A 26,766-nucleotide genomic window follows, 5' to 3' on the forward strand; every position below is an offset into this window, starting at 1 on the left:
AGCATATCTTTGATTCGATTCCATTCACTTTCTGTGAGTTCATATCGTTTTGTTCCCATATCAATAGTTTACTAAATCATATCCGTTTGTGCAACTTTTGTTTTTCAAACATGGCCTAGATTAAAAGCTCTTTTTGAGGAAGTAAAAATTTTTTGGTATAAGAATAAACCAATGGTATCTTTTTTTCTAAATAATCTCGAGTATATAGATGATGTATCTTTTCTTGCCGGTGCAGTATATGCTGACATACTAAATAATGGACATATTGATTTTTCCTTATTAGGAAAAAAGAGAATTATAAATGATCCTCTGTCCAAGATGAGTGTATTCTTTCAGAAAGATAGTTATCTAATTAATTATGATAGGATAAAAAATTACGTATATACGACCGCAACAGATCTATATGATGTACTAGATTACTGGAACCAAGACTTTTGGGTAATTCCATTGGATAATGTAAATAATCAACAACGGGCTCAGGAAATGAAAGAACTATCGCGCCTTTCCCAAAAATTTATATTAGCACTGTTTGATTATCAATACGAAACTATTGATATTTTTACAGAAAATAATACATCATTTGAAGATATTGAAAAGCACTTAAATCCATCCGCTTTATCATGTCTAGTTTATTCGGCAGGTTCAGATACCACTTTAAGTTTACGAACACGCATAGAAAAATTTTGTCAAGCAACTCTTGACTACAATACTATTAAATCTCAAATGACGGAACCAGAAATTTTTTTAATGACCACAGCACAAAATATTATGCAATGTCTTGATATCTTTCTTCTTGCACAAGAATACAAAATGGTTCCTTTTATACGGAATGATATAGTCATTTGCTATTTAATTTTATTAGTGAACTATATTTCACACATAGCAGATGAAGATATGCTTAATCGTTGCATCATTGCATATATAGCACAAGCGAAATATGATTTTGGAGATATCTCTTATCATGATTTTATCGAAACCTTTGGAAATGGAAAACTGGTCAATACAGTATTAGATCAAATGAAATCAAACAACACTTTATTTCCAAAGGCAACTCCAAATGATATAGGGGTAATATTGGATCAACACTATTTTCGTAAATTTAAAGCTTAAATATTAAATACAGCACCATAGGCTTAAAACCCACGGTGCTGCACACAGTTTATTCAGTCTTGTCTGTCACTTCCTCCATCTTCAACCAATCTTCAAAGGACTTCCTGGAGATGCGGATCATGTTGCCAATGCGGATCGTCTTGAACAATCCGGAGTTGGCGAGTTTATAGGCCGAAGCGCGGCCGATACCAAGAATGGCTGCGATGTCATTCACGGTGTATGTTCTGCTTTGGGGCGTTCCTTTTTCGTTGGGTGTGTTGGTGCTCATAAAATGATCCCCCCTTGCTAATAGCATTTTGAAATGGCCCCTGGAAGCCCTCTGTCACAAGGGGTTCCTGCTAATACCTTGCTAATACGACATTTGAAAAGCCGTTGTAAGGCAGCATATTTCAGGGGAATTTGTGCAAATTGACCTGCCTCCGGGCAGCATAATTTGCGAAGAAACAACACGGGAAGATATGATATGAACAATTTACGAAATGGTACGCCGTACTCCTAAGCGGTAGGTCGGAGGTTCGAATCCCCTCAGGCGTGCCAAAAACCGCAGCAGACCCCATGCCGGGCCTGCTGCGGTTTTTCTTTGCCCTCTCAGCTCAGAACGTTCCGTTTTTATATTTTTCCTTATGGGCTTCGATGAGCCCCGGATCATCAAAGTAGTTGATTTTCATGGCGGCCTTGACCTCGTTCAGGGTGACCTGGGCGATTGTCAATAGCCTGAAAAAATAAAATAAAATGCAGCGCAGCGTTTACGGGTTCTGGGACTCCTCTTTCTGACGGCCCATTGCCTCCCGGGTCATCTTCCCATCCTCATAGAGCTGGATCTTATAGTTGAGCCGGTCCAGAGACTGCTGGATCTCCTCCATCCGGGCCAGCAGCAGATCCCGCTGCTCCATCAGCAGGGCCTTGCGGGCTTCGATGGTGGCGTCCCCCTGGCGGAACAGCTCCACATATTCCACCAGCGCCTCGATCTGGACCCCGGCGGAGCGCATACACTTCATCAGTTCGATCCACTGGCAGGATTCCTGATCGTAGTCCCGGATACCGCTCTTGTTCCGGGGCACCAGGGGGATCAGGCCGATCCGCTCATAGTAGCGCAGGGTATCCGCGCTCAGGCCGTACTGCCGGCTGGCTTCCGCAATGGTCAAAGAGATCGCCTCCTGTTCTGTTGCCGGTATTGTAGCACCTGGAGTGGACTCCAAGTCAAGAGATTTTAAAACTTTATGGAAAAAGGGCAAGAAGCGCTTGACATGGAGTGCACTCCAGGTGGTAGCGTAGAGACAAACATCCAACAGGAGGAATCAAGATGGTTTATCGGGACTTTCAGGGAATCAAGCTGTCCGCTCTGGGCATGGGCTGTATGCGCCTGCCGGTGGTGGACGGAAAAGACGACCAGGTGAATCAGGCGGCGGTGGAGGAGATGGTGGCCTGCGCCATGGACAGCGGCGTCAACTACTACGACACCGCCTGGGGCTATCACGGAGGCAACTCGGAGCTGGCCATGGGCAAGGCCCTGGCGGCCTATTCCCGGGAAACCTTCTATCTGGCGGACAAATTCCCCGGCTACGACCTGTCCAACATGGATAAGGTGGCGGAGATCTTTGAGGCTCAGCTGAAAAAGTGCCAGGTGGAATACTTCGATTTTTACCTCTTCCACAACGTGTGCGAGATGAATATCGACGCCTATCTGGACCCCAAGTACGGCATTCTGGACTACCTGCTGGAGCAGAAGAAGAACGGCCGCATCAAGCACCTGGGCTTCTCCTGCCACGGAGCCATGCCGGTGCTCAAGCGCTTTCTGGAGGCCTATGGGAAGCACATGGAGTTCTGTCAGCTCCAGCTGAACTATGTGGACTGGCAGTTCCAGGAGGGGAAGGAAAAGGTGGAGCTGCTGGGACAGTACCACATCCCTGTGTGGGTGATGGAGCCCCTGCGGGGCGGGCGGCTGGCCCGGCTCACCCCGGAGGAGGCGGCTCCGCTGAAGGAACTTCGGCCGGAGGAGGGGGCGCCCGCCTGGGCCTTCCGGTTCCTTCAGACCGTCCCCGGCGTGGTGGTGGTCCTCTCCGGTATGTCCGATCTGGCCCAGACCAGGGACAACCTGGCTACCTTTGCCGCTGAGGCCCCCCTCAGCGATAGGGAGTGGGAGACCGTGCTGGAGGTGGGCCGGCGCATGACAGCCCCGGAGGCCCTGGCCTGTACCGGCTGCCATTACTGCGTCAGCCACTGTCCTCAGGGGCTGGACATCCCCCATCTGCTGGCCCTGTACAACGAGCACCGCTTCACCGGCGGCGGCTTTATCGCCCCCATGGCCCTGTCTGCGCTGCCTAAGGAGAAGCAGCCCAGCGCCTGTGTGGGCTGCCATAGCTGCGAGGCGGTGTGTCCCCAGCAGCTGAAGATTGCCCAGGCTATGGCGGACTTCAGCGCCAAGCTCTGAGCCGGGCAGGGAAGGGACCGGTATTTTCCCGGGAGAGCAGTCGTTTTTCAGGCTGGTTTCAGGTTGCCACGGTATGATAAAGTAGAAAATGAGGTGACGACCGTGAAGATCCTGATCGTGGAAGACGAACATCTGCTGGCGGAATCCATCGGCGCTCTGCTGGAAAACCAGGGGTTTGAGGTGGAGATGGCCTTTGACGGGGAGACCGGGATGCAGTACGCCGAGCTGGGAGTGTACGATCTGCTCATTCTGGACGTGATGATGCCCGGCCTGGACGGCTACGAGGTAGCCCGGCGGGTACGGGCCCGGCGGCTGGGCGTGCCCATCCTGATGCTCACCGCTAAAAGCGGCCTGGAGGACCGGATCGAGGGGCTCAACGCCGGGGCGGACTACTATCTGACCAAGCCCTTTGATGTGCGGGAACTGCTGGCCTGCATCCACGCCCTGCTCCGCCGACAGGGTCCCCAGGTGGACCAGATGGAGCTGGGCAATACCACCCTGGATCTGTCCTCCGCCCTGCTGCAATGCGGCAGCAAGCGGGTGCGCCTGTCCGCCAAGGAATTTGAAGTGATGCGCTTTTTGTTCCAGGCGGGGGGGCGCAACTGCTCCAAGGAGGCCATCCTGGCCAAGGCCTGGGGCTACGACTCCGACGCGGTGGAAAACCATGTGGAGGTATACATCGGCTTTTTGCGGAAAAAGCTGGCCAGCATCGGCTCCAACGTACGCATTGAGACCATCCGCAGGATGGGCTACCACCTGGAGGTGGACGGCGATGATTAAGCGGCTGCGGCTCAAGTTCGTGCTCATCAACATGAGCATTGTGTCCATCATGCTGGTGGTGATCCTGGGGCTGGTGTTCTACTTCACCAGCGCCAACCTGGAGCGGGAGAGTATGCGGATGCTGGAGAACATCGCCCTGCAGCCTGTGGGGCTGGGGGTGCCCGGCCAGCCCGGTGAGGACGTGCAGCTGCCCTTCTTCAAGCTGCAGCTGGGGCTGGGAGGGCAGGTGGTGGCCACCGGCGGCGGGTACTACGACCTGTCCGACCAGGCCCTGCTGGACCAGCTCATTGCCCAGACCAGCGCATCTCCCAAGTCCCTGGGGGTGCTGGAGGAGTATAACCTGCGCTACTACCGCCTGAACACCCCAGCCAACCAGTGCGTGGTCTTTTCCGACATCTCCAGCGAGCGGGCCACCCTGGACGGGCTGTTCAAAACCTGCGTGATCATTGGGTGCGTCAGCTTTCTGGGCTTTCTGTGGGGCAGCATTCTGCTGTCCAAGTGGGCGGTGCGCCCGGTGGAGCGGGCCTGGAAGGGGCAGCGGCAGTTTGTGGCCGACGCCTCCCACGAGCTCAAGACCCCCCTGACCGTGATCATGACCAACGCCCAGATGCTTCAGGACGGGGAGACCGGCGGCGCCGACCAGCGGCGGTTTTTGTCCAGTATCCTTGCTATGTCCCGGCAGATGAAGGAGCTCATCGAGCAGATGCTGGAGCTGGCCCGGGGGGACCACGGGGAGACGAAGGGGGTGTTCCAGCCGGTGGAGCTGAGCGGACTGGTGGAGGACACCCTGCTGCCCTTTGAGCCCATCTTTTTTGAGGCGGGCCTCACCCTGGACAGCCAGGTGGAGGAGCAGATCACCGTCTCGGGGGACTCTTCTCAGCTGGGCCGGGCGCTGGAGGCCCTGCTGGACAACGCCCGGAAGTATGCCAAACCCGGCGGCAGGGTGTGGGTGCGCCTGGAGCGGCGGGGCAGGGGCCGCTGCCTGCTGACGGTGGCCGACGAGGGGGAGCCCATTCCGCCGGATACACTGGAGCACCTGTTTGAGCGGTTTTACCGGGCCGATCCGGCCCACAGCCGGACGGGCAGCTTCGGACTGGGGCTGTCCATTGCCCAGAGCGTGGTGACTCGTCACCGGGGAAAGATCTGGGCGGAAAGCCGGGCGGGGATCAATTCCTTTTTTGTGGAACTGCCCTGTATGTAAAAGGGAGCGGCCTGCGGGCCGCTCCCTTTTTTGTCTAATTCAGGGTCCTTTCAGCACCGTTTCAGCATGGCCCGCTATAATGGCTCCGATACCAGCGCCGGCTGCTGCCGTGCGCGGCAAGGAGGTCCAATATGATAACCGTGGAACATCTGACCAAATGTTATGGGGATTTCCTGGCGGTGGACGATCTGTCCTTTGAGATCGACGAGGGCCATGTATATGGCTTTCTGGGGCCCAACGGGGCGGGAAAATCCACCACCATGAACATCATGACCGGCTGCCTGTCGGCTACCGGCGGTCATGTCAAGGTGGACGGGTACGATGTGTTTGAAACGCCCAAGCAGGCCAAACGGCGCATCGGCTATCTGCCCGAACAGCCCCCCCTCTACCTCAGCGAGACGCCGGAGGAGTACCTGCGCTTTGTGGGCCAGGCCAAGGGTCTGAAGGGGCAGGAGCTGGAGGAGCAGATCGCCGGGGTCATGGAGCAGACCAGGATCACGGAGGTGCGCCGCCGGCCCATCTCCGCCCTGTCCAAGGGCTACCGGCAGCGGGTGGGCATTGCCCAGGCTCTGCTGGGGGACCCCAGGGTCATTATCCTGGACGAACCCACCGTGGGACTGGACCCCATCCAGATCATTGAGATCCGTGATCTGATCAAACAGTTGGGCAAAACCCACACCGTGATCTTCAGTTCCCATATCCTCAGCGAGGTCCAGGCCATCTGCGACAAGATCCTCATCATCAACAAGGGAAAGCTCATTGCCTTCGAAACGCCGGAGCGCCTGGAGAAGCAGCTGCTGGCCCCCAGTGAGATCACCCTCACCGCGGAAGGGACGGAGGAGACGGTGCGCGCCATTCTGGCGGATGCGGCGCATATCACGCAGATGGAGATCAGGGAAGCGGGCGCAGAACGGGTCTGTGTCACCCTTAAAACCGACCTGGAGGATATCTGTCAGTTGTCCCGCCAGCTCTTCTTCCTCTTCGCGGACCGAAAGACGGCGCTGCTGGAGATGGCGCTGAAGAAAGCCAATCTGGAAGATATTTTCCTGGAACTGACGGAAAGTACGGACACGGCCACCCAACCGGAGGAAAGCGAGGCGAAGGAAGCATGAAAGCGGTTTTCAAGCATGAGCTGCGCAATTACTTTCACTCTCTCACCACCTATGTATTCGGCGCTTTTCTGCTGGCCTTTGTGGGTATCGGCGCCATGATTTTCAATCTCCAGGCGGCGGTAAGCAATTTTGAATATGTCCTGGAATTCGGCAGTCTGGTATTCGTGGTCATCGTGCCGATTTTGACCATGCGGGTCATCGCCGAGGAGAAGAAGCAAAAGACCGACCAGCTGCTCTACTCTCTGCCCATCACCACCGTCCAGGTGATTTTGGGCAAGTATCTGGCCCTGCTGGTGCTCTATCTCATCCCTCTGGCCATCATCTCCATCTATCCCCTGATTTTTGCCTAGTTTGGCCAGGTCTACCTGCCCACCGCTTACGGCTCCATCTTTGCCTTCTTCGTGCTGGGCGCCGCCCTCATCGCCGTGGGCACCTTCCTGTCCTCCCTCACCGACAACCAGGGCCTGGCCGCCGGTGTGGGCATCGCGGTGATTTTGCTCAACTACTGCAGCGTCAGCCTGTCGGAGTACGCCTCCGCCACCGCCCTGGGCTCGGTGATCGCCCTGCTGGTGATCTATGTTCTGATGGGCCTGCTCATCCGCTATGTAACCCGCAACGGCAGCCTGGCCTACTGGATCGCCTTCGCCCTGTCGGCGGCGACGGTGGCCCTGTTCGTCATCAACAGCCAGGCCTTTGAGGGCCTGCTGCCCAATATCATGAACCAGCTGTCCCTGTTTGAACGCTTTACCGCCTTTGTCAACGGGATCTTCGATGTGAGCGCCATCGTGTATTACCTGACAGTGATCGCCTTCTTCCTGTTCCTGTCGGTGCAGTCCCTGGAGAAGAGGAGGTATCACTGATGAAACTGCCGGTGCATTTGAATCCAAACGGCGGGAAAGGGCGCAAAAGAATCGCCTTCCAGGGCGGCTCCTACGCCCTGGCCATCTCCGCCATCGTGCTGGCCCTGCTGGTGGTGGTCAACGTGCTGGTGTCCATTCTGCCCACCAGCCTGACCCGGTTCGACATCAGCTCGTCTCAGCTGTACTCCATCACCAGCAACACCAAGTCGGTGGTCAACGCCCTGGAGGAGGACGTGACCATCTACTGGATCGTCCAGGCTGACGAGGAGGACCCCATTGTGGAGAATCTGCTGGACAAATACGACAGCCTGTCCGACCACATTTCCGTGGTGAAAAAGAACCCCGATGTCTACCCCACCTTCACCCAGCAGTATACCGATGAGACGGTGACCAACAACAGCCTGATCGTGGAGTGCGGGGACAAGAGCTGCTATATTTCCTACAGCGACATCTATCTCTATAAGACCGACCTCTACTCCTACGGCTACACCAGCGCCTCCTTCGACGGCGAGGGAGCCATCACCTCCGCCATCGACTATGTGGTCAGCGACGAGCTGCCCCAGCTCTATCTGCTGGAGGGCCACGGAGAGGCGGAGCTGCCCCAGACCTTCCAGGAGCAGCTGGAGAAGGACAACATCGAGACCCAGACCCTCTCCCTGCTGACGGTGGATACCATCCCGGAGGACGCCGGCTGCCTGATGATCTACAGCCCCTCCAGCGACCTGTCCCAGGAGGAAGCGGATATGCTCCGGGACTATATGGCCGGCGGCGGCAAGCTGCTGGTGATGGCGGGCCCGGTGGAGGACAGCAGCCTGGATAATCTGTACAGCCTGCTGGAGGACTACGGCGTCACCGCCGCCGAGGGCATTGTGGTGGAGGGCGGCCGGGACCACTACGCCTTCCAGATCCCCCTGGCCCTCATGCCCAATATGGCCCAGAGCGACATCACACAGCCCCTCATCGACGAAAACTACTATCCCATCGTGCCGGCAGCCACCGGTCTGACCGTCAGCGGCAGTCCCTCGGGCGCCACTGTGACCCAGCTGCTCACCACCTCGGACAGCGCCTTCAGCAAGGTGTCCGGCTATGAGATGACCACCTATGACAAGGAGGAGGGGGACATGGACGGACCCTTTGCTGTGGCGGTGTCGGTAGAGCTGGACGACGGCGGCGAGATGGTATGGTTCTCCTCCTCTCTGTTCCTGGACGACGGGTACAATGCCTACTCCTCCGGGGCCAATGTGAACCTGACCATGAGCGCCCTCTCCCAGCACATCGGCGAGCGGGAGGCCATGTCCATCTGCAGCAAGTCCCTGAATTACAACTACCTGACCATCAACGAGTCCACCGCCTCCCTGCTGAAGGTGACCATGATCGGTGTGTTCCCTCTGATCTATCTGGCTGTGGGCATCGGTGTGGTGGTCAAGAGGAGGAGGATGCAGCATGAGCCGGTCTAAAAAGCTTCTTTTGCTGCTGGGCGTCCTGGCGGTGGTGTGCGTGATGACCTTCTGTGTCAGCCGCTACCAGGAGCACAAGGAGCAGATCAAAACCAGTGACCAGATCATTCTGGAAATTCCGGAGGACTCGGTGACCGCCCTGTCCTGGACCTATGACGGCCAGAGCCTGGCCTTCCACAAGGACGAGGTGTGGTACTACGACGAGGACGAGACCTTCCCGGTGAATGAGGACGCCATCAGCGCCCTGCTGGAGGGCTTCCAGTCCTTCGGCGTGTCCTTCATCATCGAAGAGGTGGAGGACTACGGTCAGTACGGTCTGGACGACCCGGTGTGCACCATCCAGCTTACCACCGAGGACGCCAGCTATGAGATCCAGCTGGGCGACTTCAGCACCATGGATTCCCAGCGGTATGTGTCCATCGGGGACGGCAACGTCTATCTGGTGCAGGAGGACCCCCTGGACGCCTTTGGCGTGGCGCTGTCCGACCTGATCGCCAACGACAGCCTGCCCTATGTGGATACGGCGGACCAGCTCAGCATCCAGGGTGAGGATTCCCTCCAGGCCCTGACCGCCGACAGCTTTACCGGGGAGGAGCCCACCGGACAGGAGGAGATCTCCTTTACCCTCCGCCTGTCTCTGGAGGGGGAGCCCACCGTGAGCATCCAGTTCTGCCGCTATGACGGCGCCTACTGTCTGGCCGTGGTGGACGGCCAGCCCACCGCCCTGGTGACCAGAAGCCAGGTGGTGGACCTGCAGGAGGCAGTGTATGCCGTGGTGCTGGGAGAGAGCTGACCCTGTAAGAAAACTGAAAGAAATGTTCGGAAACTTGTAGGGTGCGGGAAAGAAAAAGCAAAAACATCAAACGCCTTGCTTTGGTACCATATCGGTATCAAAGCAAGGCGTTTTTTGCCTGTTGGGAGGAATCTGCAATGAAAACCATTCTGGTACTTTTCGGCGGCTGCTCCACGGAGTATGCCGTTTCTCTGCAATCGGCCCATGCCATGGTGAGCCATATGGACCGGGAGGCCTATACGCCCCTGCTGGTGGGCATCACCCGGTCGGGACAGTGGCTGTACTACACCGGCCCTCTGGACCGGATGGAGGCCGACACCTGGCAGCAGGAAAACTGTACCCCCTGCACCCTCTCACTGGACCGGGGACGGGGAGAACTTCTGCTGCTGGACGGTACCGGAACGCGGCTTCATTTTGACGGGGCCTTCCCGGTGCTCCACGGGAAAAACGGGGAGGACGGCACCCTCCAGGGCCTGTTGGAATTAGCGGGGGTGCCCGTGATCGGCTGCGGCACCCTGTCCAGCGCCCTGTGCATGGACAAGGACCGGGCCCACAAGCTGGCCGACCTGGCGGGGGTGAAGGTCCCCCGGGGGATGGTGGTGGACCGGAGCTGGCGGGAGGCCGACCTCCAGAGGGCGGCCCGGGACCTGGGCTATCCCCTGTTCGTCAAGCCGGTGCGGGCCGGTTCCTCCTTCGGCATTACCCGGGTGACCGGGCCGGAGGCCCTGGTGGGGGCGGTAAAGGAGGCCCTGAAGCACGACCGGGAGGCCCTGCTGGAGGAGGCGGTGCCCGGCTTTGAGGTGGGGTGCGCCGTGCTGGGCAACGAGGAACTGACGGTGGGGCTGGTGGATGAGATCCAGCTGTCCCAGGGCTTCTTTGACTATGAGGAGAAGTACACCCTCAAGACCTCCGCCATCCACTGTCCCGCCCGCATCCGGCCGGAGCAGGCGGCGGCCATCCAGGCGGCGGCCAGGACCATCTATCGGGCGCTGGACTGCCGGGTGTTTGCCCGGGTGGACCTGTTCCTCACCCCGGAGGGGGAGATCTACTTCAACGAGGTCAACACCATCCCCGGCTTTACCGCCCACAGCCGCTACCCCAATATGATGAAGGGGATCGGCCTGGACTTTCCCGCCCTGGTGAGCCGCCTCATTGCCCTGGGGCTGGAGCCGTGAGGGGGGAGGGGACGGTCCGGGACCTGACCTGTACCGGACCGCTGATTTTGGTCAACGCCGCCCATCCCCTGCGGGCCCCAGCCAATCCGGAGCTGGCGGAGCTGGAGGGCGGGGTGCTGCTGGAACGCCGGGCGGCGGCGGCCCTGAGGGCCTGCCTCCGGGCGGTAGGGGGGACGTCGGGTATCCTCCCCGTGTCCGGCTGGCGTAGCCGGCCGGAGCAGCAGGCCATCTGGGACGACACCCTGGCCAAAGAGGGGCAGGCTTTTACCCAAAGCTATGTGGCCATGCCCGATTGCAGCGAGCACCAGACCGGTCTGGCCATCGACCTGGGCCGGCGGCAGGAGAACGTGGATTTCATCCGCCCCTATTTTCCCGACGAGGGAGTGTGCCGGGCCTTCCGGCTGGCGGCCCCCCGGTACGGCTTCGTACTGCGCTATCCCGCCGGGCGGGAGGCCGTCACAGGCATCGCCCATGAGCCCTGGCACTTCCGCTATGTGGGTCCCATCCACGGGGAGATTATGGCCCGGCTGGACCTGACCCTGGAGGAGTATCTGGAGGAGCTGCGGAACTATCCAGCCGGCGGGGCTCCCTTCCGCTTTTCCACGGCGGAGTGGGAGTGCGCGCTTACCTATCTCCCCGGCGGGGTGGGAGAGCCCTTCCGGCTGGCGGGTCAGCAGGGGCTGCTGTGCTCCGGCGACAACTGCGGGGGCGTGGTGGCCGCCTCCTGGCGGAGCACAGGGAGGTGAGTCCATGGGAAAGGACAGGCTGGTTGCCCGGTCCAGAGGGGATGGACTGGGCTGGTTCTGGCGGCTGTACCGGCTGCGGCAGAAAACGAAGAACCGGCTGGTGCGGAGCTTCTGCACCTATCTGATGTGCCGCAGCGCCCACCGCCACGGGGGCTATGTGGGGCCGGGGGCGGAGTTTGAGTCTCCACCGGTTCTCCCCCACGGCCTCCACGGGGTCTTCATTTCCCGCTACGCGGTGGTGGGGGCAAGGTGCAAAATCTATCAGAATGTGACCATCGGCGAGGTGGACGGAAAGGCCCCGACGATCGGCCCGGACTGCCTCATCGGCGCCGGGGCGGTGTTGGTGGGAGACATCCGGGTGGGGCGGAATGTCCGCATCGGCGCGGGGGCGGTGGTCTGTCGGGACATCCCCGACGGCAGCACCGTGGTGGCCCCGCCGTCCCGGATCTTGGAAAGGAAGCAGAGGGTATGAAGTACGAGGAAGTGAGCACTGCCCGGGCCTGGCGGGAGGTGGATCTGGGAGCCGTGGCCCACAATGCCGCATGGCTCCAGGGGCGGATGGGCCCCGAATGTAGGCTGATGGCGGTGGTCAAGGCGGACGCCTACGGCCACGGGGACGGGCCGGTGGCCCGAAGCCTGGAGGAGCAGGGGGTAAAGGCTTTCGCGGTGGCCTGCCTGTCGGAGGGGATCAGCCTACGGCGGCAGGGAGTGGAGGGGCTCATTCTGATCCTGGGCTATACCCCGCCGGAGGAGGCGGCGGAGCTGGCCCGGTGGGGGCTGACCCAGTGCGTGGCCGATGAGGCCCACGGCAAAGCGCTGTCGGCGGCGGGGGTGCCCCTGGAGGTCCACTTGGCCTTGGATACCGGGATGCACCGGCTGGGTATCCCGGCGGAGGACCATGGGGCCATTGCCCGTACCCGGACCCTGCCCAACCTCAAGTTTACCGGCACCTTTTCCCACCTGTGTGTGTCGGACAGTACCAGCCCGGAGGACCAGGCTTTCACCCAGGCTCAACTGGACCGGTTTTACGGGGCTGTGGCCCGGATGGCCGCCGCCGGGCTGGACCCGGGGGGCGTCCACATCCAGGCCAGCTACGGCATCCTGAATTTGCCGCACCAGCCCTGCGCATGGGCCCGGGCGGGCATCGCCCTGTACGGCGTGTACAGCCGGGAGGAGGACCGGCCCGATCCCGATGTTCTCCGCCCCGCCCTGTCCCTGCGGGCCCGGGTGGCCGCCCTGCGCACCGTGTCCGCCGGGGAAGGGGCCGGGTATGGCCTGGCCTTCCGGGCCAGGGGGGACACCAAGCTGGCGGTGGTCACCGTGGGCTACGCCGACGGCCTGCCCCGGATGCTGGCTCAGGCGGGCGGGGAAGTGCTGATCCGGGGGGTACGCTGCCCTATGGTGGGGCGGATGTGCATGGACCAGCTGCTGGTGGACGTGACCGGCGTACCCCAGACCGCCCCCGGCGACATGGTTACCCTCATTGGCCGGGACGGCGGGGCGGAGATCCGGGCGGAGGAGGTGGCCGCCCGGTGCGGCACCATCACCAACGAATTGCTCTCCCGGCTGGGAAACCGCCTGACCATCCAATATTGTCCATAAGAAATGCCCTCTGTTCAGAGGGCATTTCTTATGGATTTTTTATGCCGGAAAAAATTTTTGAAAAAATAAAACCGGAGGGCAGGCTGATGTATCTTACTGATGCAAGGGGAGGACAGGCTTCCCTTGCGGGAGTGAAACATCAGGGGAAACCCAGGAATGATTTGAGGAGGAAACAAAGATGAAGAAGTTCAACCACAACAGCATCAGAAGTTTTGGCGCAGGTGTGCTGGTCGCCGCTGTGATCGCCGGCAGCGGGCTGCCTGCCCATGCGCTGTCAGCCTTTCGGCAGATCAACGTCTCCATGGGCGGCATCTCCCTCTATGTGGACGGCAAGCTGCAGGTGCCTACCGACGTCAACGGCAATGAGGTGGAACCCCTGATTTACGCCGGTACCACCTACCTGCCTGTCCGGGCCCTCACCGGGATGCTCACCGACAAGCCGGTGGAGTGGGACCCCAAGACCGAGAGCGTGTACATCGGCCTCAAACCCGGCGAGGGCAAGGTGGTCCGGGCCGAGGATATGAAGGTCTACAACAAGCCGTCCGAATCCGTGGCATATACGGGAAAAGAGGCTCAGTTTAAACTGCTGGGGGAGGTCCAGACTCCCTTTAATCGATATAAGGATAGACAAACGGTGAAACTGGACGGCCTGTACACCGAACTCAACGGGGAATTTGTATGTTACCAACCCAAGTTGGGGGATAAATTGGCCTCAAAGTTGTGTATCTATGCGGTGGACCAGTATGGTACCAAGAATCTCATTGATAGCTACGAGATCAAAGCTGGGGACGAGCCGGTGTCTGTCCACACCAATGTACGGGGCTGTGATTACCTGTACATTGCCTTTGAACCTACTACCATAGGAGAGTATTCTGGCGTCGCCGGCTATTTCTACAACGTGACCTTCACCCAGGCCTCCGCGGGCTGAGATAATCCGGCCTGAAGGCTGATCAAAAAGGCCCCTCTGATGCAGTCGGCATCAGAGGGGCCTTTTCATGACAAAAGTGATACCTGTTACAGGAAACAGTCCGGCTGACGGGGAACGCCTGCCTTTTCCGTCAGCATGGCGGTGGTGGCCTGGAGGGCAGGGGCGGGGATGGTCCGGGCTCCACGGGGGCAGAGGGAGACACAGCGCATACAGGTGATACACCGCTCCGGGTCGGTCTCCTTGGGGCTGCCCGCCGGAATGGCCCCCACCGGGCAGCGGGAGGCGCACAGGCCGCAGGAGATACAGCTCTCCCCGGCGGCGGGGTGGAAGGGGACCCCCTTCCAGTCCTTGTAGGGGGTGTTTCCCGGCACAGTTACCGGGGCAAGGGGATCGGGTCCGGCCAGCTTGTCCAGCACCGCCCGGCCGAAGTTGGCGGCGGCCTCCAGATCGGCCTGATCCGGACGGCCCTGGGCAATGGTGGGGGCGATGGAGTGCTGGGCCACAAAGGCTGCCGCTCCGATCATCTGAAAGCCGCCCGCCTTCAGGGCGTCGGACAGCTCCAGCAGGGCGTCCTCATAGTCCCGGTTGCCGTACACCGCCACGGCGACCGCGGGGCCGCTGCCGCTGAGGGCGGCCAGCCGCTCCAGCGCCACGGCGGGGATACGCCCGCCGAACACAGGCGCGGCGGCCAGCAGCACGGTGCTGTCCGCCACCGGCGTGACCGGCGCGGGAACGGACAGATCCACCACATGGCCGTGGCCGCCGGTGATGGCCTTGGCTATGGCGGCGGTGCCGCCGGTGGGGCTGAACACGGCAGAAATCCAATGAAGGTCATTCATGATGGGATGCCTCCTCTTTTTGGGCTGCGATCTCCTGAGAAAATTGGTTGATTACTTCTTTGGGGGGCACCGAGTCCTCCTTGCTCAGGAGATACTTCTTGATCACAAAGATAAGAACCACCGCCGCCACCCCCAGCAGGGTGTCCATGGAGCTGGAGTGGCTCACCACCAGCTGACGGGCAATGGCAAAGAGCAGCACGTCGGTGACCGCCCGGGGGGTGTGGAGGATGAGCATCTTCACAAACTCCAGGCATACCACGATGTTCATGGTATTGGCCAAAAACTCGTCCAGGCTGAATTGCCCCAGGGCCAGATAGTCCAGGGAATCCATTCCCGTCAGAACCATCTGCACCACTGTAATCACCAAAATAAACAGGGCAATGGCCAGTTCCAGAACCCAGGCGGTTTTCAGAAGGAATTTTATGACGGTTCCTTTCATGGAGGGCGCTCCTTTCCTGTGTGCCTTCTATCATAAAATTATAACGGATGAGCCATGCGCCGTCAACGCCGGGAGGTATAGGATGGAATAATTCGGGAATTCTATCAAAATGAGATTGACTTGCCGGTCAAACTGTGCTATGATGGCCGCAGTTGAAAAGGGAGTAGTTTAAAGTCACACTGCCAACAATCACGGCTGTCACCAGCCTGGCTGTGTGCACCCCATGGGTAACAAGACTTTTCGACAACTGCCGTGCTATGCCCGGCGGTTGGCGGAGGGTCTTTTTTTATTTGCTCTTCGCCGAAAGTAAACTGTAAGGGAATGAAAGGTATGACAGAGGCTTATTACCGGAAAACCACCCAGCAGGCGCTGGAGGCCCAGCAAGCCGGGATGTCCGGCCTCAGCGATCAGGAGGCCGGCCGGCGGCGGGAACAGTACGGCCCCAACAAGCTGTCCGAAGGGAAAAAGAAGAGCGCCATCCAAGTCTTTGCCGAGCAATTCAAGGACCTGCTGGTCATCATCCTCATCATCGCGGCTATCATCTCCGCGGTGTCGGAGAATGTGGAGAGCACCATCGTCATCTTTGCCGTGCTCATCCTCAACGCCATTCTGGGCACCGTCCAGTATCTGAAGGCGGAAAAATCGCTGGAGAGCCTGAAGGCCATGTCCTCCCCCACCGCCAAGGTACTGCGGGGAGGCGTGCGGGTGGAGATCCCCTCCGCCGACGTGGTGCCCGGCGACATCGTGCTGCTGGAGGCCGGCGACATGGTGGTGGCCGACGGCCGTGTGCTGGAAAACTTCTCCCTCAAGGTCAATGAGTCCTCCCTCACCGGCGAGAGCGAGGGCGTGGACAAGACCGCCGACGTGATTGATGCCGGCCAGGTGGCTCTGGGCGACCAGAAGAACATGGTGTTCTCCGGCTCCCTGGTGACCTATGGCCGTGCCACCGTGCTGGTCACCGGCACCGGCATGAACACCGAGCTGGGCAAGATCGCCGCCCTGATGAACCAGACCCAGCAGCGCAAGACCCCCCTGCAGCAGAGCCTGGACAACTTTTCCGCCAAGCTGGCCATCGTCATCATGGCCATCTGCGTCGTGGTGTTCGCGCTGTCCATCTTCCGTACCGGCATGGGGGTGCTGGACTCCCTCATGTTCGCCGTGGCCCTGGCGGTGGCCGCCATCCCCGAGGCCCTCAGCTCCATTGTCACCATCGTGCTGGCCATGGGCACCCAGAAGATGGCCAAACAGAACGCCATCATTAAAGACCTGAAGGCGGTGGAGAGCCTGGGCTCGGTCTCCGTCATCTGTTCGGATAAGACGGGCACCCTGACCCAGAACAAAATGACCCCCCAGAAGGTATATGCCGACGGCTCCCTGCTGGAGGGAGGCGATCTGGAGCTGGTCAACAACGTGCAGCGGCTGCTGCTCAAGGCGGCCCTGCTGGCCAGCGACGCCACCAACAATGCCGAGACCGGTACCTCCATCGGCGATCCCACCGAGGTGGCCCTGGTGATGCTGGGCGAGAAGTTCGGCATCGACGAGGAGGTTTACCGGTCCCAGCATCCCCGTCTGGGCGAGCTGGCCTTCGACTCCGACCGTAAGCTGATGAGCACCCTCCACGACATCGACGGGACCCCCACCATCTTCACCAAGGGCGCCATCGACGTGCTGCTGGACCGGTCCAAGTGGCTGCTCACCCGGCAGGGCAAGGTGGAAATGACCCCTGAGCGCAAGGAGGAGATCGCCCGGGTCAACATGGAGCTGTCCATGGAGGGCCTGCGTGTGCTGGCCTTTGCCTACCGGGAGGTGGACGCGGTCCGGCCCCTCACCCTGGAGGACGAGAACGATTTTACCTTTATCGGCCTCATCTCCATGATCGACCCGCCCCGGCCCGAGGCCATCCAGGCGGTGGCCGACGCCAAGCGGGGCGGCATCCGCACCATCATGATCACCGGCGACCACAAGGTTACCGCCTCCGCCATCGCCCGCCAGCTGGGCATCTTCCAGGACGGAGACGAGGCGGTGTCCGGACTGGAGCTGGACCAGATGAGCGACGCCGATCTGGATGAGCGGCTGGCCAAGATCTCGGTCTATGCCCGGGTTTCCCCCGAGCACAAGATCCGCATCGTCAATGCCTGGCAGCGCCGGGGCAACATCGTGTCCATGACCGGCGACGGCGTCAACGACGCCCCCGCCCTGAAGAAGGCGGACATCGGTGTGGCCATGGGCATCACCGGCACCGAGGTGTCCAAGGACGCCGCCTCCATGATCCTGGCTGACGATAACTTCGCCACCATTGTCCGGGCGGTGGTCAACGGCCGCAGCGTGTACACCAACATCAAAAACGCCATCCAGTTCCTGCTCAGCGGCAACACCGCCGGCATCTTCTGTGTGCTGTACGCCTCCCTGATGGGGCTGCCGGTGCCCTTCCAGCCGGTGCATCTGCTGTTTATCAACCTGCTCACCGACTCCCTGCCCGCCATCGCCATCGGCATGGAGCCCGCCCGCAAGGGCCTGCTGGACCAGAAGCCCAGAGATCCCAAGGAGCCCATCCTGAACAAGCCCCTGCTCTCCCGCATTGGCGGACAGGGCCTGCTCATCGCCATTGTCACCATGATCGCCTTCTACCTGGGCTACCAGAACGGGGACGCGGCGCTGGCCTCCACCATGGCCTTCTCCACCCTCACCCTGGCCCGGCTGTTCCACGGCTTCAACTGCCGGGGCGCCGAGTCCATCTTCCGGCTGAAGTTTGGCACCAACAAGGCCTCCATCGCCGCCTTCTTTGCCGGCGTGGTGCTGCTGATGCTGGTGCTCTTTACCCCCGGCCTGACCAGCCTCTTTATGGTCTCTCCCGCCTTCGGCCTGATGAATCTGGGCGAGATCGTGATCCTGGCCTTCCTGCCCACCCTGGTGATCCAGATCGTCAAGGTCATTGCCGGCCTGAAAAAGGGCAGGGACTAATTGCAAAAAAAGGCGCGCCCGAGGGCGCGCCTTTTTCACGCATAAAACCGGGGCGCGGTGGAAACACCGCGCCCCTTACAGGATCGGAGTTCGTTTGATTCCACTCCTTTCGCCTTTCGCCAGAGGGTGAGCTCACCCGGCACCGGCTTAAAAGGAGATGCAAGAACCAGCGGTCATCCGGTCCAACATCAGTATGCCCCGATGGCGGCCTGAAATACAGGAAAAAAACGGTATAGAACCGGACATAATTGCCCAAACTGGACATAGGATAAAACCGGAAAGCCCGGAGCAAGGAGGAGGATCGTATGCCGGAAGCCACCAAGCGCTTCAGCCTGCGCCGACGGGAGAGCGAGCGGGAGGGGACCCGCCGGGTCCTGCTGGAGGGACTGAGCCAGACCAGGGCCCTTATCGCCCAGGCCTATCAGGGCTTCAACGACGCCTGTGACCCGGATCTCATCGAATCCTATGTCTTTGAGATCAACGCCCTTCAGTCCCGGTACACCTACCTGCTGCGCCAGGTCAAGGAGCTGGAGGGCGGGCAGACCGTCCACACCGGATAAGAGGGGCCCGCCCCGCCGCCAAGGTTCTGGCACACAGAAAGGAGGTGGCGGCGGTGGAACCGCTGCTCAATGCCCTGCCCTGGGTGGCGGGAGGATTGTTTTTAGTACTGCTGCTGGCGGTGCTGCGTAAGCCCCTGAGCTGGCTGGGCCGTCTGGCGGCCCGGACAGGGGTGGGGCTGGGGGTGCTGTGGGTTTTGCGCTGGGCCGGGGGCATTCTGGGCCTCCAGCTGGGGGTCAACCTGACCAACGCCCTGGTGCTGGGCCTGCTGGGGCTGCCCGGATTCGGCCTGCTGGCGGCCCTGGAGTGGATGCTGGCTGTGTAAGAAAAGGACGCCGCCCGGAGGTGCGGCGTCCTTTTTGTAAAATTATTTATAAATGGGTCCTTTTGTGTTCATAGTTTTTTAAAATCCGTATCGTAAAATAAATAATACTCGATTATAAGGAGTGGACCCACTTGAAAAGACGACTTGCGGCGCTCACCTGCGCCCTGACTTTATGCGCCGGCCTGGCGCTGCCCGCCTCCGCGGCGAATTTTACCGACGTGCCCGCCGGAGCCTGGTATGAATCGGCGGTGAAGGAGTCGGTGGAACAGGGGTGGATGACCGGTGTGTCCGATACCCTGTTTTCTCCCAACGCCACGGTGACCCGTTCCACCGTAGCCATGGTGCTGTGGCGGATGGAGGGGGAGCCCACCCCGGTGTGGCGGGGCCATTTCCCCGATGTGCAAATCAACAGCTGGTACGGCATTGCCGCCGACTGGGCCTGTGAGGCCCGCATCATCAACGGCACCGATAAGGGCACCTTCAGCGACGGCGTGGTGACCCGGCAGGAGCTGGCGGTGATGCTCAGCCGCTATGACACATATAAGGGCCGTACGATGGCGGAGGGCGCCCTGAACCTCTACAGCGACGCCAACCAGGTGGCCTCCTGGGCCAAGGAGGGTATGTCCCATGCCATCGGTATGGGCTGGATGGAGGGAGACGGCGGCAAGCTCTCCCCCAAGAGCACCACCACCCGGGCCCAGCTGGCGGTGATTTTACAGCGGATGAATACCCAGGCCATGGGCTGACCGGCCCCTTACGGCACGGGCAAGAGAAAGGAGAACGCCCAACATGGAGCAAAGCAGTCTGTTCATATCCTATCTGCGGGTGACCCAGCATATGTCCCAGCAGTTTCGCAGCCACTTCGGCCGGATGGATCTGACCTTTCCCCAGGCCATGGTACTTACCGTACTGGGTGAGGACGGGCCGGTGCCCATCAGCACCCTGGCCGAGCGGACCGGCAGTGCCAACAGCACGGTGTCCGGCATTGTGGACCGGCTGGAGAAGCTGGGGCTGGCCAAGCGCCAGCGCAGCGAGACCGACCGCCGGGTGATCTACGTCAGCGCCACCGAGAAGTACGCCGCCCTGCGGGACAAGGCGGTCACCGATGTGAACAGCTACTTTACCGCCCTGATGGGGAATATGCCGGAGGAGGACCGGAAGCTGGTGGCTGCCGCCCTCCAGAAGCTGGACGAGGCGTTGAGCCAGGTAGAGGAAAAGGGGAAGTGATCCCTGATCTGAGAGGAAAGAGTGAGGTGTCCTGCCGTGAGGCGGAATGGTTATGAATCTTACCATGGGCGCAGCCGGGGACGTAATGCGCTGAAAGTGCTCATCGGCGTACTGCTGGTGCTGCTGGTGCTGTCGGTGGCGGCGCTGTTTTTCCTGGAGCCGTATATTCACTACTCGGCCGATGGAGTCCGGGTGGAGCTGCCTTTCTTCGGCGGCAGCGAGACGGAGACCGAGCCTGACCCGCCGGCCGGCACCGTTCCCATTCAGATCACCACGCCGGAGCCCACCCCCTCCCCCACGCCGGAGCCGGAGGTGGATTTCCGGGGCGTGCAGCTGCCTGCCGCCGCCCTTACCGACGGTACTGCCCAGACCCAGCTGGAGGCCAACCGCGGCACCGCCGCCATCTTCTCCATGAAGGAGGCGGACGGCACCCTGGGTTATCAGTCCCAGACCACTTTGGGCACCTCCTCCGATCAGGAGGGCATCAATGAGGACATCCAGACCCTCAACGGAGGGGAGCTGTACACCGTGGCCCGGATCTCCTGTTTCCGGGACAACGCCCTGCCCTGGAACGACCGGGCCCTGGGCATCCACAGCAATTCGGGCAACTGGCGGGACGACGAGAGCGTTCGCTGGAGCAGCCCGGCAGTGGAATCGGTGCGGACCTATGTGGCTCAGGTATGCGGCGAACTGGCCGGGCTGGGCTTTGACGAGCTGCTGCTGGACAACTGCGGCTATCCCACCCGGGGCACCGTCAGCTATATCAAGAGCGACAGCAACTACGATCCCAACACCCTGACCCAGACCATGGAGGCCTTCTTCCAGACGCTGGACCAGACGTTGGCCCAATATCCTGATATAAAGGTATCGGTGGTGACCAGCCTGACGGTGCTGGGCGGCGGCTCCGACGGCAGCGGCCTCACCCTGGACCTGCTCAAGCAGTATGCCGACCGGGTCTATGTCCAGGTGCCCGAGGGAGAGACGGTTCCCACCGTCGAGGGGCTGGAGATCGTGCCCATTGTGACCCAGAGGACGGATACCGGCAGCTGGGCCCTGCTGAGCTGACAAAAAAGCTGCAAAAAAGTTGAAAAATGCTTGACTTTTAAAGATTGCATTGATATACTACTAGAGCCGCTTTGAATGGGAATGAGAAGCGCGGAGACGCCCGGGAGCAGGGCAACAGCGAAACACGCAGGCCAAAAAACAGGCCAGCCAGGGGCTGGCGGCATTTTTGGCGGAGGGTTGAGCAGTTGGCCGTTGCGGAGGGCGTGCAGCGTGACAACCAAGTGACCGACGTGACTGATGTGACGTCACGCTTCGGCCCTCCCCCGACAGCGAGCCCGTAATGAAGGAGTTGAAAACGTAATGCACGCAATCATCGAGACCGGCGGTAAGCAGTATAAGGTGGCTGAGGGCGATACCCTCTTCATCGAGAAGCTGCCCAACGAGGCTGGCGACAACGTGACCTTTGACAAGGTTCTGGCTGTCATCGACGGCGAGAAGATCACCGTGGGCACTCCCGTGGTGGAGGGCGCCAAGGTGGCCGCTTCCGTGGTGAAGAACGGCAAGGGCAAGAAGATCCTGGTCTTCAAGTACAAGCCCAAGAAGGGTTACCGCAAGCGTCAGGGCCATCGTCAGCCCTACACCAAGGTGACCATCGGCGCCATCTCCCTGTAAGATGACTACCGTCTCTTTTCACATGGAGGGGGACCGCATCGTGGGCTTCACTGTGAAGGGCCACAGCGGTTACGCCGAGGCGGGGAGCGACATCGTCTGCGCCGCCGTCACCAGTGCCGTCCGCCTGACCGAGTGCGCCGTCAACGACGTGCTGGGCCTGGGGGCGACCGTAAAGGTGAAGGAGCATGACGTATCCATCTCCCTGCGTATCCCCGGCGGGCTGAGCCAGACCAGCGAGAGCACCTGTCAGACCCTTCTGACCGCCCTCATGGTCCACTTTACCAGCCTGCACGAGGAGTATCCCGAAAATATTCTCGTACTGGAGGAGGACTGACCTCTCCGTACGGCGACTTTTTAACACACAAGTTTGGAGGTGTGACACCATGCTGAACATCGGTATTCAGTTCTTCGCCCATAAAAAGGGCGTGGGCTCCACCCGTAACGGCCGCGATTCCGAGGCCAAGCGTCTGGGCGTGAAGCGGGGCGACGGTCAGTTCGTTCTGGCCGGCAACATCCTGGTCCGCCAGCGGGGCACCCATATCCATCCCGGCGTCAACGTGGGCAAGGGCAGCGACGACACCCTGTTCGCCCTCAAGAGCGGCCGCGTGAAGTTTGAGCGCCTGGGCAAGGACCGCAAGCAGGTCTCTATCGTAACGCTGGAGCAGTAAACTGCGGGGCAGTTTACTGCCCACGGCAGCGCCGTGTAGTACGCCGTATGACGGCGAACACCAGCGTTGCGACAACACGCCCCACAGGCGACGCCTGTAGGAAAGGCGATGCCTTTCCGCCAAAGCAAAGCTTTGGCCAGGCGTGTTATCGTGGAGATCGCCCAGTAATTATGGGTATCATAAGCCTCGGACGGGAACCCGTTCGAGGCTTTTCTATTGGTAAGATGATGGCCGCAAGGCCAGACGAAGGAGGTTTTTATGGCAGCACCCTTTGTAGATACCGCCCGCATCACCGTTAAGGCGGGCAACGGCGGCAACGGCGCGGTGGCCTTCCACCGGGAGAAGTACGTGGCCGCCGGCGGCCCCGACGGCGGCGACGGCGGCCGGGGGGGCAACGTGATACTGGAGATCAACCCCCATATGTCCACCCTGATGGACTTCCGCTACAAGCGCAAGTATGTGGCGGAAAACGGTATGGATGGCCAGGGCAAGCGCTGTTCCGGCAAGGATGGCGCCGATCTGGTCATCAAGGTGCCCAAGGGCACTGTGGTGCGGGACGCCGAGACCCAGGAGATCATCTGTGATATGTCGGAGACCGACCGCTTCGTGCTGGCCAAGGGGGGCAACGGCGGCTGGGGCAACAAGCACTTCGCCACCCCCACCCGTCAGGTGCCCCGCTTCGCCAAGGCCGGCCTGCCCGGCCAGGACCGGCAGGTCATCCTGGAGCTGAAGCTGCTGGCCGACGTGGGCCTGGTGGGCTTCCCCAACGTGGGCAAGTCCACCCTGCTCTCGGTGGTGTCCAAGGCTCGGCCCAAGATCGCCAACTACCACTTCACCACCCTCTTCCCCAACCTGGGCGTGGTCTATGTGGACGAGGGTGTGTCCTTCGTGCTGGCCGACATCCCCGGCATCATCGAGGGCGCCTCCGACGGCGCCGGCCTGGGCCACGACTTTTTGCGGCACATCGACCGCTGCCGGCTGCTCATCCATGTGGTGGACGTGTCCGGCTGCGAGGGCCGGGACCCGGTGGAGGATTTCAAGGCCATTCAGGAGGAGCTGAAGCAGTACGGCCCCGATCTGGCCTCCCGGCCCATGATCGTGGCGGGCAACAAGGTGGATATCGCCAACCACCGCACCGGCCTGGAGGCCCTGAAGGCCTACGTGGAGGGGCTGGGTATGCCCTTCTATGAGATCTCCGCCGCCGCTCAGCTGGGCACCCGGGAGCTGATGTTTGCCGCCGCCCGGGAGCTGGAGCACCTGCCCCCCATCACGGTGTACGAGCCCACCTATGTGGAGCGGCCCCCGGAGGTGGATACCTCCGAGCCCCTCAACATCATCCACGAGGACGACACCTGGATCGTGGAGGGCCCCTGGCTCCAGCGGCTCATGGCCAACGTCAACTTCGGCGACTACGAGTCCCGCAACTGGTTCGACAAGATGCTCCGTCAGTCCGGTCTCTTTGACCGGCTGGAGGAGATGGGCATCAAGGATGGGGATATCGTGTCCCTGTACAACCTGGAGTTCGAGTACCAGCGGTAAACAAGCAGGGCCCGCCATATGGCGGGCCCTGCTTTTGTTTTACTGGGAGACCGGGATGACTACATCCCCCACGGTGACGGAGGTCACCTCATCCAGGGGACGGATGGTGTCAAAGATCAGACCCATGGTGCATTTGGCCTTGCCGTTACCCGAGCCGACGCTGGTGTTGGCGCTCTTGATCTCCAGGGTGGAGCCGTCGGTGTAGGTGAGGGTCACAGGCAGATCCCGGAAGGGGGCGTAGGGGTCGTTTGCCTTATCGGTCTGACCGGTTTCCCGCTCCGCCTCCGGTATCTCCTGGTGGACAGTGTACTCCACCATGATGGACAGGGGGGAGAGGGTAATGCTGTCCAGGGTGGCGTCCATGCCGCTCACCTGGATCGCCTGCCCGGCGGGGAGGGCGATGGAGGAGTCCTCAAAGTCCATGGTAAAGTCCAGGGTCCAGGGGCCCTCCGCCAGCAGGGTTTTGTTGGCATAGCTGTCGGTGGTGTCATAGAGGCCACGGAAGGTGGTGCTTACCTTGCCCGAGCGGATGGGGGTGTCGGAGGTCCAAAAGGCCACAAACTGGATGGCGTTGTCGGTAGGGTCGGCGTTGTAGAAGTGGGAGAAACCTCCGCCGCCTCCGGAGGACAGGGAGTCCAGGGGGCCGGTGGGCCGCAGGTCATACTCCTCAAAGGAGAGGGGAAGGCGGCCCTCATATTCCTCGCTGCCATCCAGCGTCGCCTGGGTTACCAAGGGCTGCCCGTCCTCCCGGGAGATGGAGTAGACAATGGCGTAGGAATGGGTGTCCCCCACAATGGCGTCGGCGGTGATGGTGATGCCGTCAGCGCTAACTGAGGCACCGATGGGGTAACCGATCTGGTCGATGACCTCGGTCTGGGTAGCAGGACCGAAGAGGGAGGAGAAGCGCTCTCCCACCTCCTCCAGCACGCCGGTGGCGCCCGCCACTCCCACGCTGAGGACCAGGGCGGCAGCCACCCCCACTACCGCCACCCGGCGGAAGCTGTGGGGGCGCCGGGGGGAAGCCTGAGCGGATTCCATCAGGCGGTCCACCATATGGGCCTTTTGCTCCGGGGTGAAACGGAGCTCGTCCATGGTATCTTTATACTGCTTCATGTCAGTTCCTCCTGTTCCAGATAGGTCCGCAGCTTCTGCCGCCCCCGGTCCAGCCGGGTAAAAATGGTGGCCGGCTTTTCTCCCAGCAGGGCGGCGATCTCCCTGGCGGAGTAGCCCTCGTAGTAATAGAGGTAGATGACCGTGCGGTATTTGGGGGGCAGCAGATCCAGAGCCGCCAGCAGGGTGCCCTCCTCAGGCTGGGGGGCAGGCACGCGCTCCGCCGCGTCCAGGGTCACCGTGGTGCGCCGCCAACGGCTTTTCAGGTGGTCCTTGCACAGGTTGATGGCGGTGCGGATGATCCAGGCCTGCTCATGCTCCGTGCTGTCAAAGGCCTTGGGCGCTTGGAGCAGCTTGAGAAAGACGGTCTGGCAGATGTCCTGGGCGTCGGCAGTGCTGCCCAGATAGGTGTAGCTCAGCCGGAGGATCAGGTCGGAGTAGGTATCCACCAGCCGCTGGGCTTCCGCCCGGTCCGGTATGGGTGGCATGGCTGTCACGTCCTTTCCGTGGGATTGAAAAGCGCTTTCACCCACAATACGATTGAGGAACGCCCGATTCTTCATCTTTGCAAAAAAATGCGGAAGCTGATCGCTTCCGCATTTTCAGGACAGAACGAAGTGCCAGTACAGCCACCCGCCCAGGGCGGCCTGGGCCACGAGGATGGCGGGCAGGCCCCACTTGAAGTACCAGTGGCGGGTCTTGTGGCGGAAGGTGTACATACCCAGAATGGCCCCGGGGGAGCCACCCACCAGGGCGATGAGGAAAAAGGCCTTTTCCGGTACCCGCCAGCGGTGCTTTTTGGCTTTCCGTTTGTCCACACCCATGAGGACAAAGTCCAGGATGCTCCAGAAGAGCACCCACAGCGCGATCCACTTCAGCATGAGGCAAATTCCTCCCCGGCGCCCAGGGCGGACACAAAGCCGCCCCGGGTCTTGGTGGTGTCGTACCACAGATGCAGGTCCATGGTGAAGGCCTCGCCGTTGTCCACAATGGAGGCGGTGTCGCCGTCCAGACCGATGAGGGTCACCCAGTGCCACCGGTGGAGCTGTTTGACCTTGCCGTTGTCCAGATTGAGAAAGGCCACCGGGCAGTCCGCCTCCAGACTGGCGGCCACAAAGGAACGCACTTTTTGTCTGTTATCCCCGCAAGGGGAGAATATGGCAGGAAATCGTATAGGGAGCAATGAACACCCGCCGGGGGTCAGGGAAAAAAGAACAACATTACATAC

32 protein-coding genes are annotated in these 26,766 nt (G+C 60.5%); 24 read left to right on the plus strand and 8 right to left on the minus strand.

Annotation, left to right across the window (positions count from 1 at the left end; all coding sequences use genetic code 11):
• The first annotated feature begins 171 nt into the window (after positions 1–171).
• Positions 172–1,110 (plus strand): hypothetical protein, encoded by a 939-nt coding sequence (locus tag B5F94_RS12745; RefSeq protein WP_087330621.1) that lies wholly within the window; start codon positions 172–174, stop codon positions 1,108–1,110.
• Between the two features lie 49 nt (positions 1,111–1,159).
• Here the strand turns inward: B5F94_RS12745 and B5F94_RS12750 are convergent, their stop codons facing one another.
• Both B5F94_RS12750 and B5F94_RS12755 read right to left on the minus strand, forming a co-directional pair.
• Positions 1,160–1,378, minus strand: a complete 219-nt coding sequence (locus tag B5F94_RS12750) for a helix-turn-helix domain-containing protein (RefSeq protein ID WP_087330623.1) — start codon at positions 1,376–1,378, stop codon at positions 1,160–1,162.
• Between the two features lie 478 nt (positions 1,379–1,856).
• Positions 1,857–2,255, minus strand: a complete 399-nt coding sequence (locus B5F94_RS12755) for a MerR family transcriptional regulator (protein WP_087330625.1) — start codon at positions 2,253–2,255, stop codon at positions 1,857–1,859.
• Positions 2,256–2,413: 158 nt separating this feature from the next.
• Between B5F94_RS12755 and B5F94_RS12760 the strand changes: the two genes are divergently transcribed.
• The 13 genes from B5F94_RS12760 to B5F94_RS12815 all read left to right on the plus strand — a co-directional run bounded on the left by B5F94_RS12760 (position 2,414) and on the right by B5F94_RS12815 (position 14,195).
• Positions 2,414–3,541, plus strand: a complete 1,128-nt coding sequence (locus tag B5F94_RS12760) for an aldo/keto reductase (RefSeq protein ID WP_087330626.1) — start codon at positions 2,414–2,416, stop codon at positions 3,539–3,541.
• Between the two features lie 102 nt (positions 3,542–3,643).
• Positions 3,644–4,321 carry a response regulator transcription factor gene (locus B5F94_RS12765; RefSeq protein ID WP_087330628.1) on the plus strand — a complete coding sequence of 226 codons (678 nt, stop codon included), beginning with the start codon at positions 3,644–3,646 and terminating at the stop codon, positions 4,319–4,321.
• The gene (locus tag B5F94_RS12770) at positions 4,314–5,522 is read left to right on the plus strand and encodes a sensor histidine kinase (RefSeq protein WP_087330629.1); all 1,209 of its coding nucleotides are present in this window, start codon (positions 4,314–4,316) and stop codon (positions 5,520–5,522) included. The genes B5F94_RS12765 and B5F94_RS12770 overlap by 8 nt, the downstream gene beginning before the upstream one ends.
• A gap of 131 nt (positions 5,523–5,653) precedes the next feature.
• Positions 5,654–6,634 (plus strand): ABC transporter ATP-binding protein, encoded by a 981-nt coding sequence (locus tag B5F94_RS12775; RefSeq protein ID WP_087330631.1) that lies wholly within the window; start codon positions 5,654–5,656, stop codon positions 6,632–6,634.
• Positions 6,631–6,984 (plus strand): ABC transporter permease subunit, encoded by a 354-nt coding sequence (locus B5F94_RS17120; protein WP_343212826.1) that lies wholly within the window; start codon positions 6,631–6,633, stop codon positions 6,982–6,984. Before B5F94_RS12775 ends, B5F94_RS17120 begins: the two co-directional genes overlap by 4 nt.
• A gap of 51 nt (positions 6,985–7,035) precedes the next feature.
• The gene (locus B5F94_RS17125; RefSeq protein WP_343212827.1) at positions 7,036–7,494 is read left to right on the plus strand and encodes a hypothetical protein; all 459 of its coding nucleotides are present in this window, start codon (positions 7,036–7,038) and stop codon (positions 7,492–7,494) included.
• Positions 7,494–8,951 carry a GldG family protein gene (locus tag B5F94_RS12785; RefSeq protein WP_087330633.1) on the plus strand — a complete coding sequence of 486 codons (1,458 nt, stop codon included), beginning with the start codon at positions 7,494–7,496 and terminating at the stop codon, positions 8,949–8,951. The genes B5F94_RS17125 and B5F94_RS12785 overlap by 1 nt, the downstream gene beginning before the upstream one ends.
• Positions 8,938–9,744 (plus strand): DUF4340 domain-containing protein, encoded by an 807-nt coding sequence (locus tag B5F94_RS12790; RefSeq protein WP_087330635.1) that lies wholly within the window; start codon positions 8,938–8,940, stop codon positions 9,742–9,744. Before B5F94_RS12785 ends, B5F94_RS12790 begins: the two co-directional genes overlap by 14 nt.
• A gap of 137 nt (positions 9,745–9,881) precedes the next feature.
• Entirely contained in the window at positions 9,882–10,919 is a 1,038-nt protein-coding gene (gene vanG / locus B5F94_RS12795; RefSeq protein ID WP_087330637.1) for a D-alanine--D-serine ligase VanG, read from the plus strand.
• Positions 10,916–11,665 (plus strand): D-alanyl-D-alanine carboxypeptidase family protein, encoded by a 750-nt coding sequence (locus B5F94_RS12800; protein WP_087330639.1) that lies wholly within the window; start codon positions 10,916–10,918, stop codon positions 11,663–11,665. The genes vanG and B5F94_RS12800 overlap by 4 nt, the downstream gene beginning before the upstream one ends.
• A gap of 4 nt (positions 11,666–11,669) precedes the next feature.
• The gene (locus tag B5F94_RS12805; RefSeq protein ID WP_087330640.1) at positions 11,670–12,137 is read left to right on the plus strand and encodes a serine O-acetyltransferase; all 468 of its coding nucleotides are present in this window, start codon (positions 11,670–11,672) and stop codon (positions 12,135–12,137) included.
• Positions 12,134–13,267 carry a serine racemase VanT catalytic subunit gene (vanT, locus tag B5F94_RS12810; protein WP_087330642.1) on the plus strand — a complete coding sequence of 378 codons (1,134 nt, stop codon included), beginning with the start codon at positions 12,134–12,136 and terminating at the stop codon, positions 13,265–13,267. The genes B5F94_RS12805 and vanT overlap by 4 nt, the downstream gene beginning before the upstream one ends.
• 178 nt (positions 13,268–13,445) lie before the next feature.
• Positions 13,446–14,195 (plus strand): hypothetical protein, encoded by a 750-nt coding sequence (locus B5F94_RS12815; protein ID WP_087330644.1) that lies wholly within the window; start codon positions 13,446–13,448, stop codon positions 14,193–14,195.
• Between the two features lie 86 nt (positions 14,196–14,281).
• Here B5F94_RS12815 and B5F94_RS12820 read toward each other — a convergent pair whose 3' ends face one another.
• Both B5F94_RS12820 and B5F94_RS12825 read right to left on the minus strand, forming a co-directional pair.
• Entirely contained in the window at positions 14,282–15,034 is a 753-nt protein-coding gene (locus tag B5F94_RS12820; protein ID WP_087330646.1) for a 4Fe-4S binding protein, read from the minus strand.
• Positions 15,027–15,473 (minus strand): hypothetical protein, encoded by a 447-nt coding sequence (locus B5F94_RS12825; protein ID WP_204247495.1) that lies wholly within the window; start codon positions 15,471–15,473, stop codon positions 15,027–15,029. The genes B5F94_RS12820 and B5F94_RS12825 overlap by 8 nt, the downstream gene beginning before the upstream one ends.
• 330 nt (positions 15,474–15,803) lie before the next feature.
• Between B5F94_RS12825 and B5F94_RS12830 the strand changes: the two genes are divergently transcribed.
• The 10 genes from B5F94_RS12830 to obgE all read left to right on the plus strand — a co-directional run bounded on the left by B5F94_RS12830 (position 15,804) and on the right by obgE (position 24,428).
• Positions 15,804–18,434 carry a cation-translocating P-type ATPase gene (locus tag B5F94_RS12830; protein ID WP_087330649.1) on the plus strand — a complete coding sequence of 877 codons (2,631 nt, stop codon included), beginning with the start codon at positions 15,804–15,806 and terminating at the stop codon, positions 18,432–18,434.
• Between the two features lie 305 nt (positions 18,435–18,739).
• The gene (locus B5F94_RS12835) at positions 18,740–18,994 is read left to right on the plus strand and encodes a DUF2508 family protein (RefSeq protein WP_087330651.1); all 255 of its coding nucleotides are present in this window, start codon (positions 18,740–18,742) and stop codon (positions 18,992–18,994) included.
• A 53-nt stretch (positions 18,995–19,047) separates the two neighbouring features.
• Positions 19,048–19,317 carry a pro-sigmaK processing inhibitor BofA family protein gene (locus B5F94_RS12840; protein ID WP_087330653.1) on the plus strand — a complete coding sequence of 90 codons (270 nt, stop codon included), beginning with the start codon at positions 19,048–19,050 and terminating at the stop codon, positions 19,315–19,317.
• A gap of 131 nt (positions 19,318–19,448) precedes the next feature.
• Entirely contained in the window at positions 19,449–20,063 is a 615-nt protein-coding gene (locus B5F94_RS12845) for an S-layer homology domain-containing protein (RefSeq protein ID WP_087268341.1), read from the plus strand.
• A 43-nt stretch (positions 20,064–20,106) separates the two neighbouring features.
• Positions 20,107–20,544 (plus strand): MarR family winged helix-turn-helix transcriptional regulator, encoded by a 438-nt coding sequence (locus B5F94_RS12850; protein ID WP_087268344.1) that lies wholly within the window; start codon positions 20,107–20,109, stop codon positions 20,542–20,544.
• Between the two features lie 36 nt (positions 20,545–20,580).
• Positions 20,581–21,609 carry a putative glycoside hydrolase gene (locus tag B5F94_RS12855; protein WP_087330655.1) on the plus strand — a complete coding sequence of 343 codons (1,029 nt, stop codon included), beginning with the start codon at positions 20,581–20,583 and terminating at the stop codon, positions 21,607–21,609.
• Between the two features lie 300 nt (positions 21,610–21,909).
• Complete coding sequence (rplU, locus tag B5F94_RS12860; RefSeq protein ID WP_087188875.1) at positions 21,910–22,221, plus strand: 50S ribosomal protein L21; 312 nt, start codon at positions 21,910–21,912, stop codon at positions 22,219–22,221.
• A gap of 1 nt (position 22,222) precedes the next feature.
• Positions 22,223–22,555, plus strand: coding sequence for a ribosomal-processing cysteine protease Prp (locus tag B5F94_RS12865; protein WP_087268350.1), 333 nt, complete (start codon positions 22,223–22,225; stop codon positions 22,553–22,555).
• Positions 22,556–22,604: 49 nt separating this feature from the next.
• Positions 22,605–22,889, plus strand: a complete 285-nt coding sequence (gene rpmA, locus B5F94_RS12870) for a 50S ribosomal protein L27 (protein ID WP_087330657.1) — start codon at positions 22,605–22,607, stop codon at positions 22,887–22,889.
• Between the two features lie 258 nt (positions 22,890–23,147).
• Entirely contained in the window at positions 23,148–24,428 is a 1,281-nt protein-coding gene (gene obgE, locus B5F94_RS12875) for a GTPase ObgE (RefSeq protein WP_087330659.1), read from the plus strand.
• 39 nt (positions 24,429–24,467) lie between these two features.
• On the opposite strand, the gene B5F94_RS12880 is transcribed toward obgE, so the two are convergent.
• The 4 genes from B5F94_RS12880 to B5F94_RS12895 all read right to left on the minus strand — a co-directional run bounded on the left by B5F94_RS12880 (position 24,468) and on the right by B5F94_RS12895 (position 26,664).
• Positions 24,468–25,541 carry a DUF4179 domain-containing protein gene (locus B5F94_RS12880; RefSeq protein ID WP_087330661.1) on the minus strand — a complete coding sequence of 358 codons (1,074 nt, stop codon included), beginning with the start codon at positions 25,539–25,541 and terminating at the stop codon, positions 24,468–24,470.
• On the minus strand, positions 25,538–26,026 hold the full coding sequence (locus tag B5F94_RS12885) for an RNA polymerase sigma factor (protein WP_087330663.1): 489 nt from the start codon (positions 26,024–26,026) through the stop codon (positions 25,538–25,540). Before B5F94_RS12885 ends, B5F94_RS12880 begins: the two co-directional genes overlap by 4 nt.
• A 114-nt stretch (positions 26,027–26,140) precedes the next feature.
• Positions 26,141–26,419: a DUF1294 domain-containing protein gene (locus B5F94_RS12890; RefSeq protein ID WP_343212828.1), complete on the minus strand. Its 279-nt coding sequence runs from the start codon at positions 26,417–26,419 to the stop codon at positions 26,141–26,143.
• Positions 26,413–26,664 (minus strand): hypothetical protein, encoded by a 252-nt coding sequence (locus tag B5F94_RS12895; protein ID WP_087330665.1) that lies wholly within the window; start codon positions 26,662–26,664, stop codon positions 26,413–26,415. The genes B5F94_RS12890 and B5F94_RS12895 overlap by 7 nt, the downstream gene beginning before the upstream one ends.
• Positions 26,665–26,766 lie beyond the last annotated feature (102 nt).

It is taken from the genome of Flavonifractor sp. An4 (assembly GCF_002161755.1).
In the GTDB taxonomy this organism is placed as follows: Bacteria; Bacillota; Clostridia; order Oscillospirales; family Oscillospiraceae; genus Flavonifractor; species Flavonifractor avicola.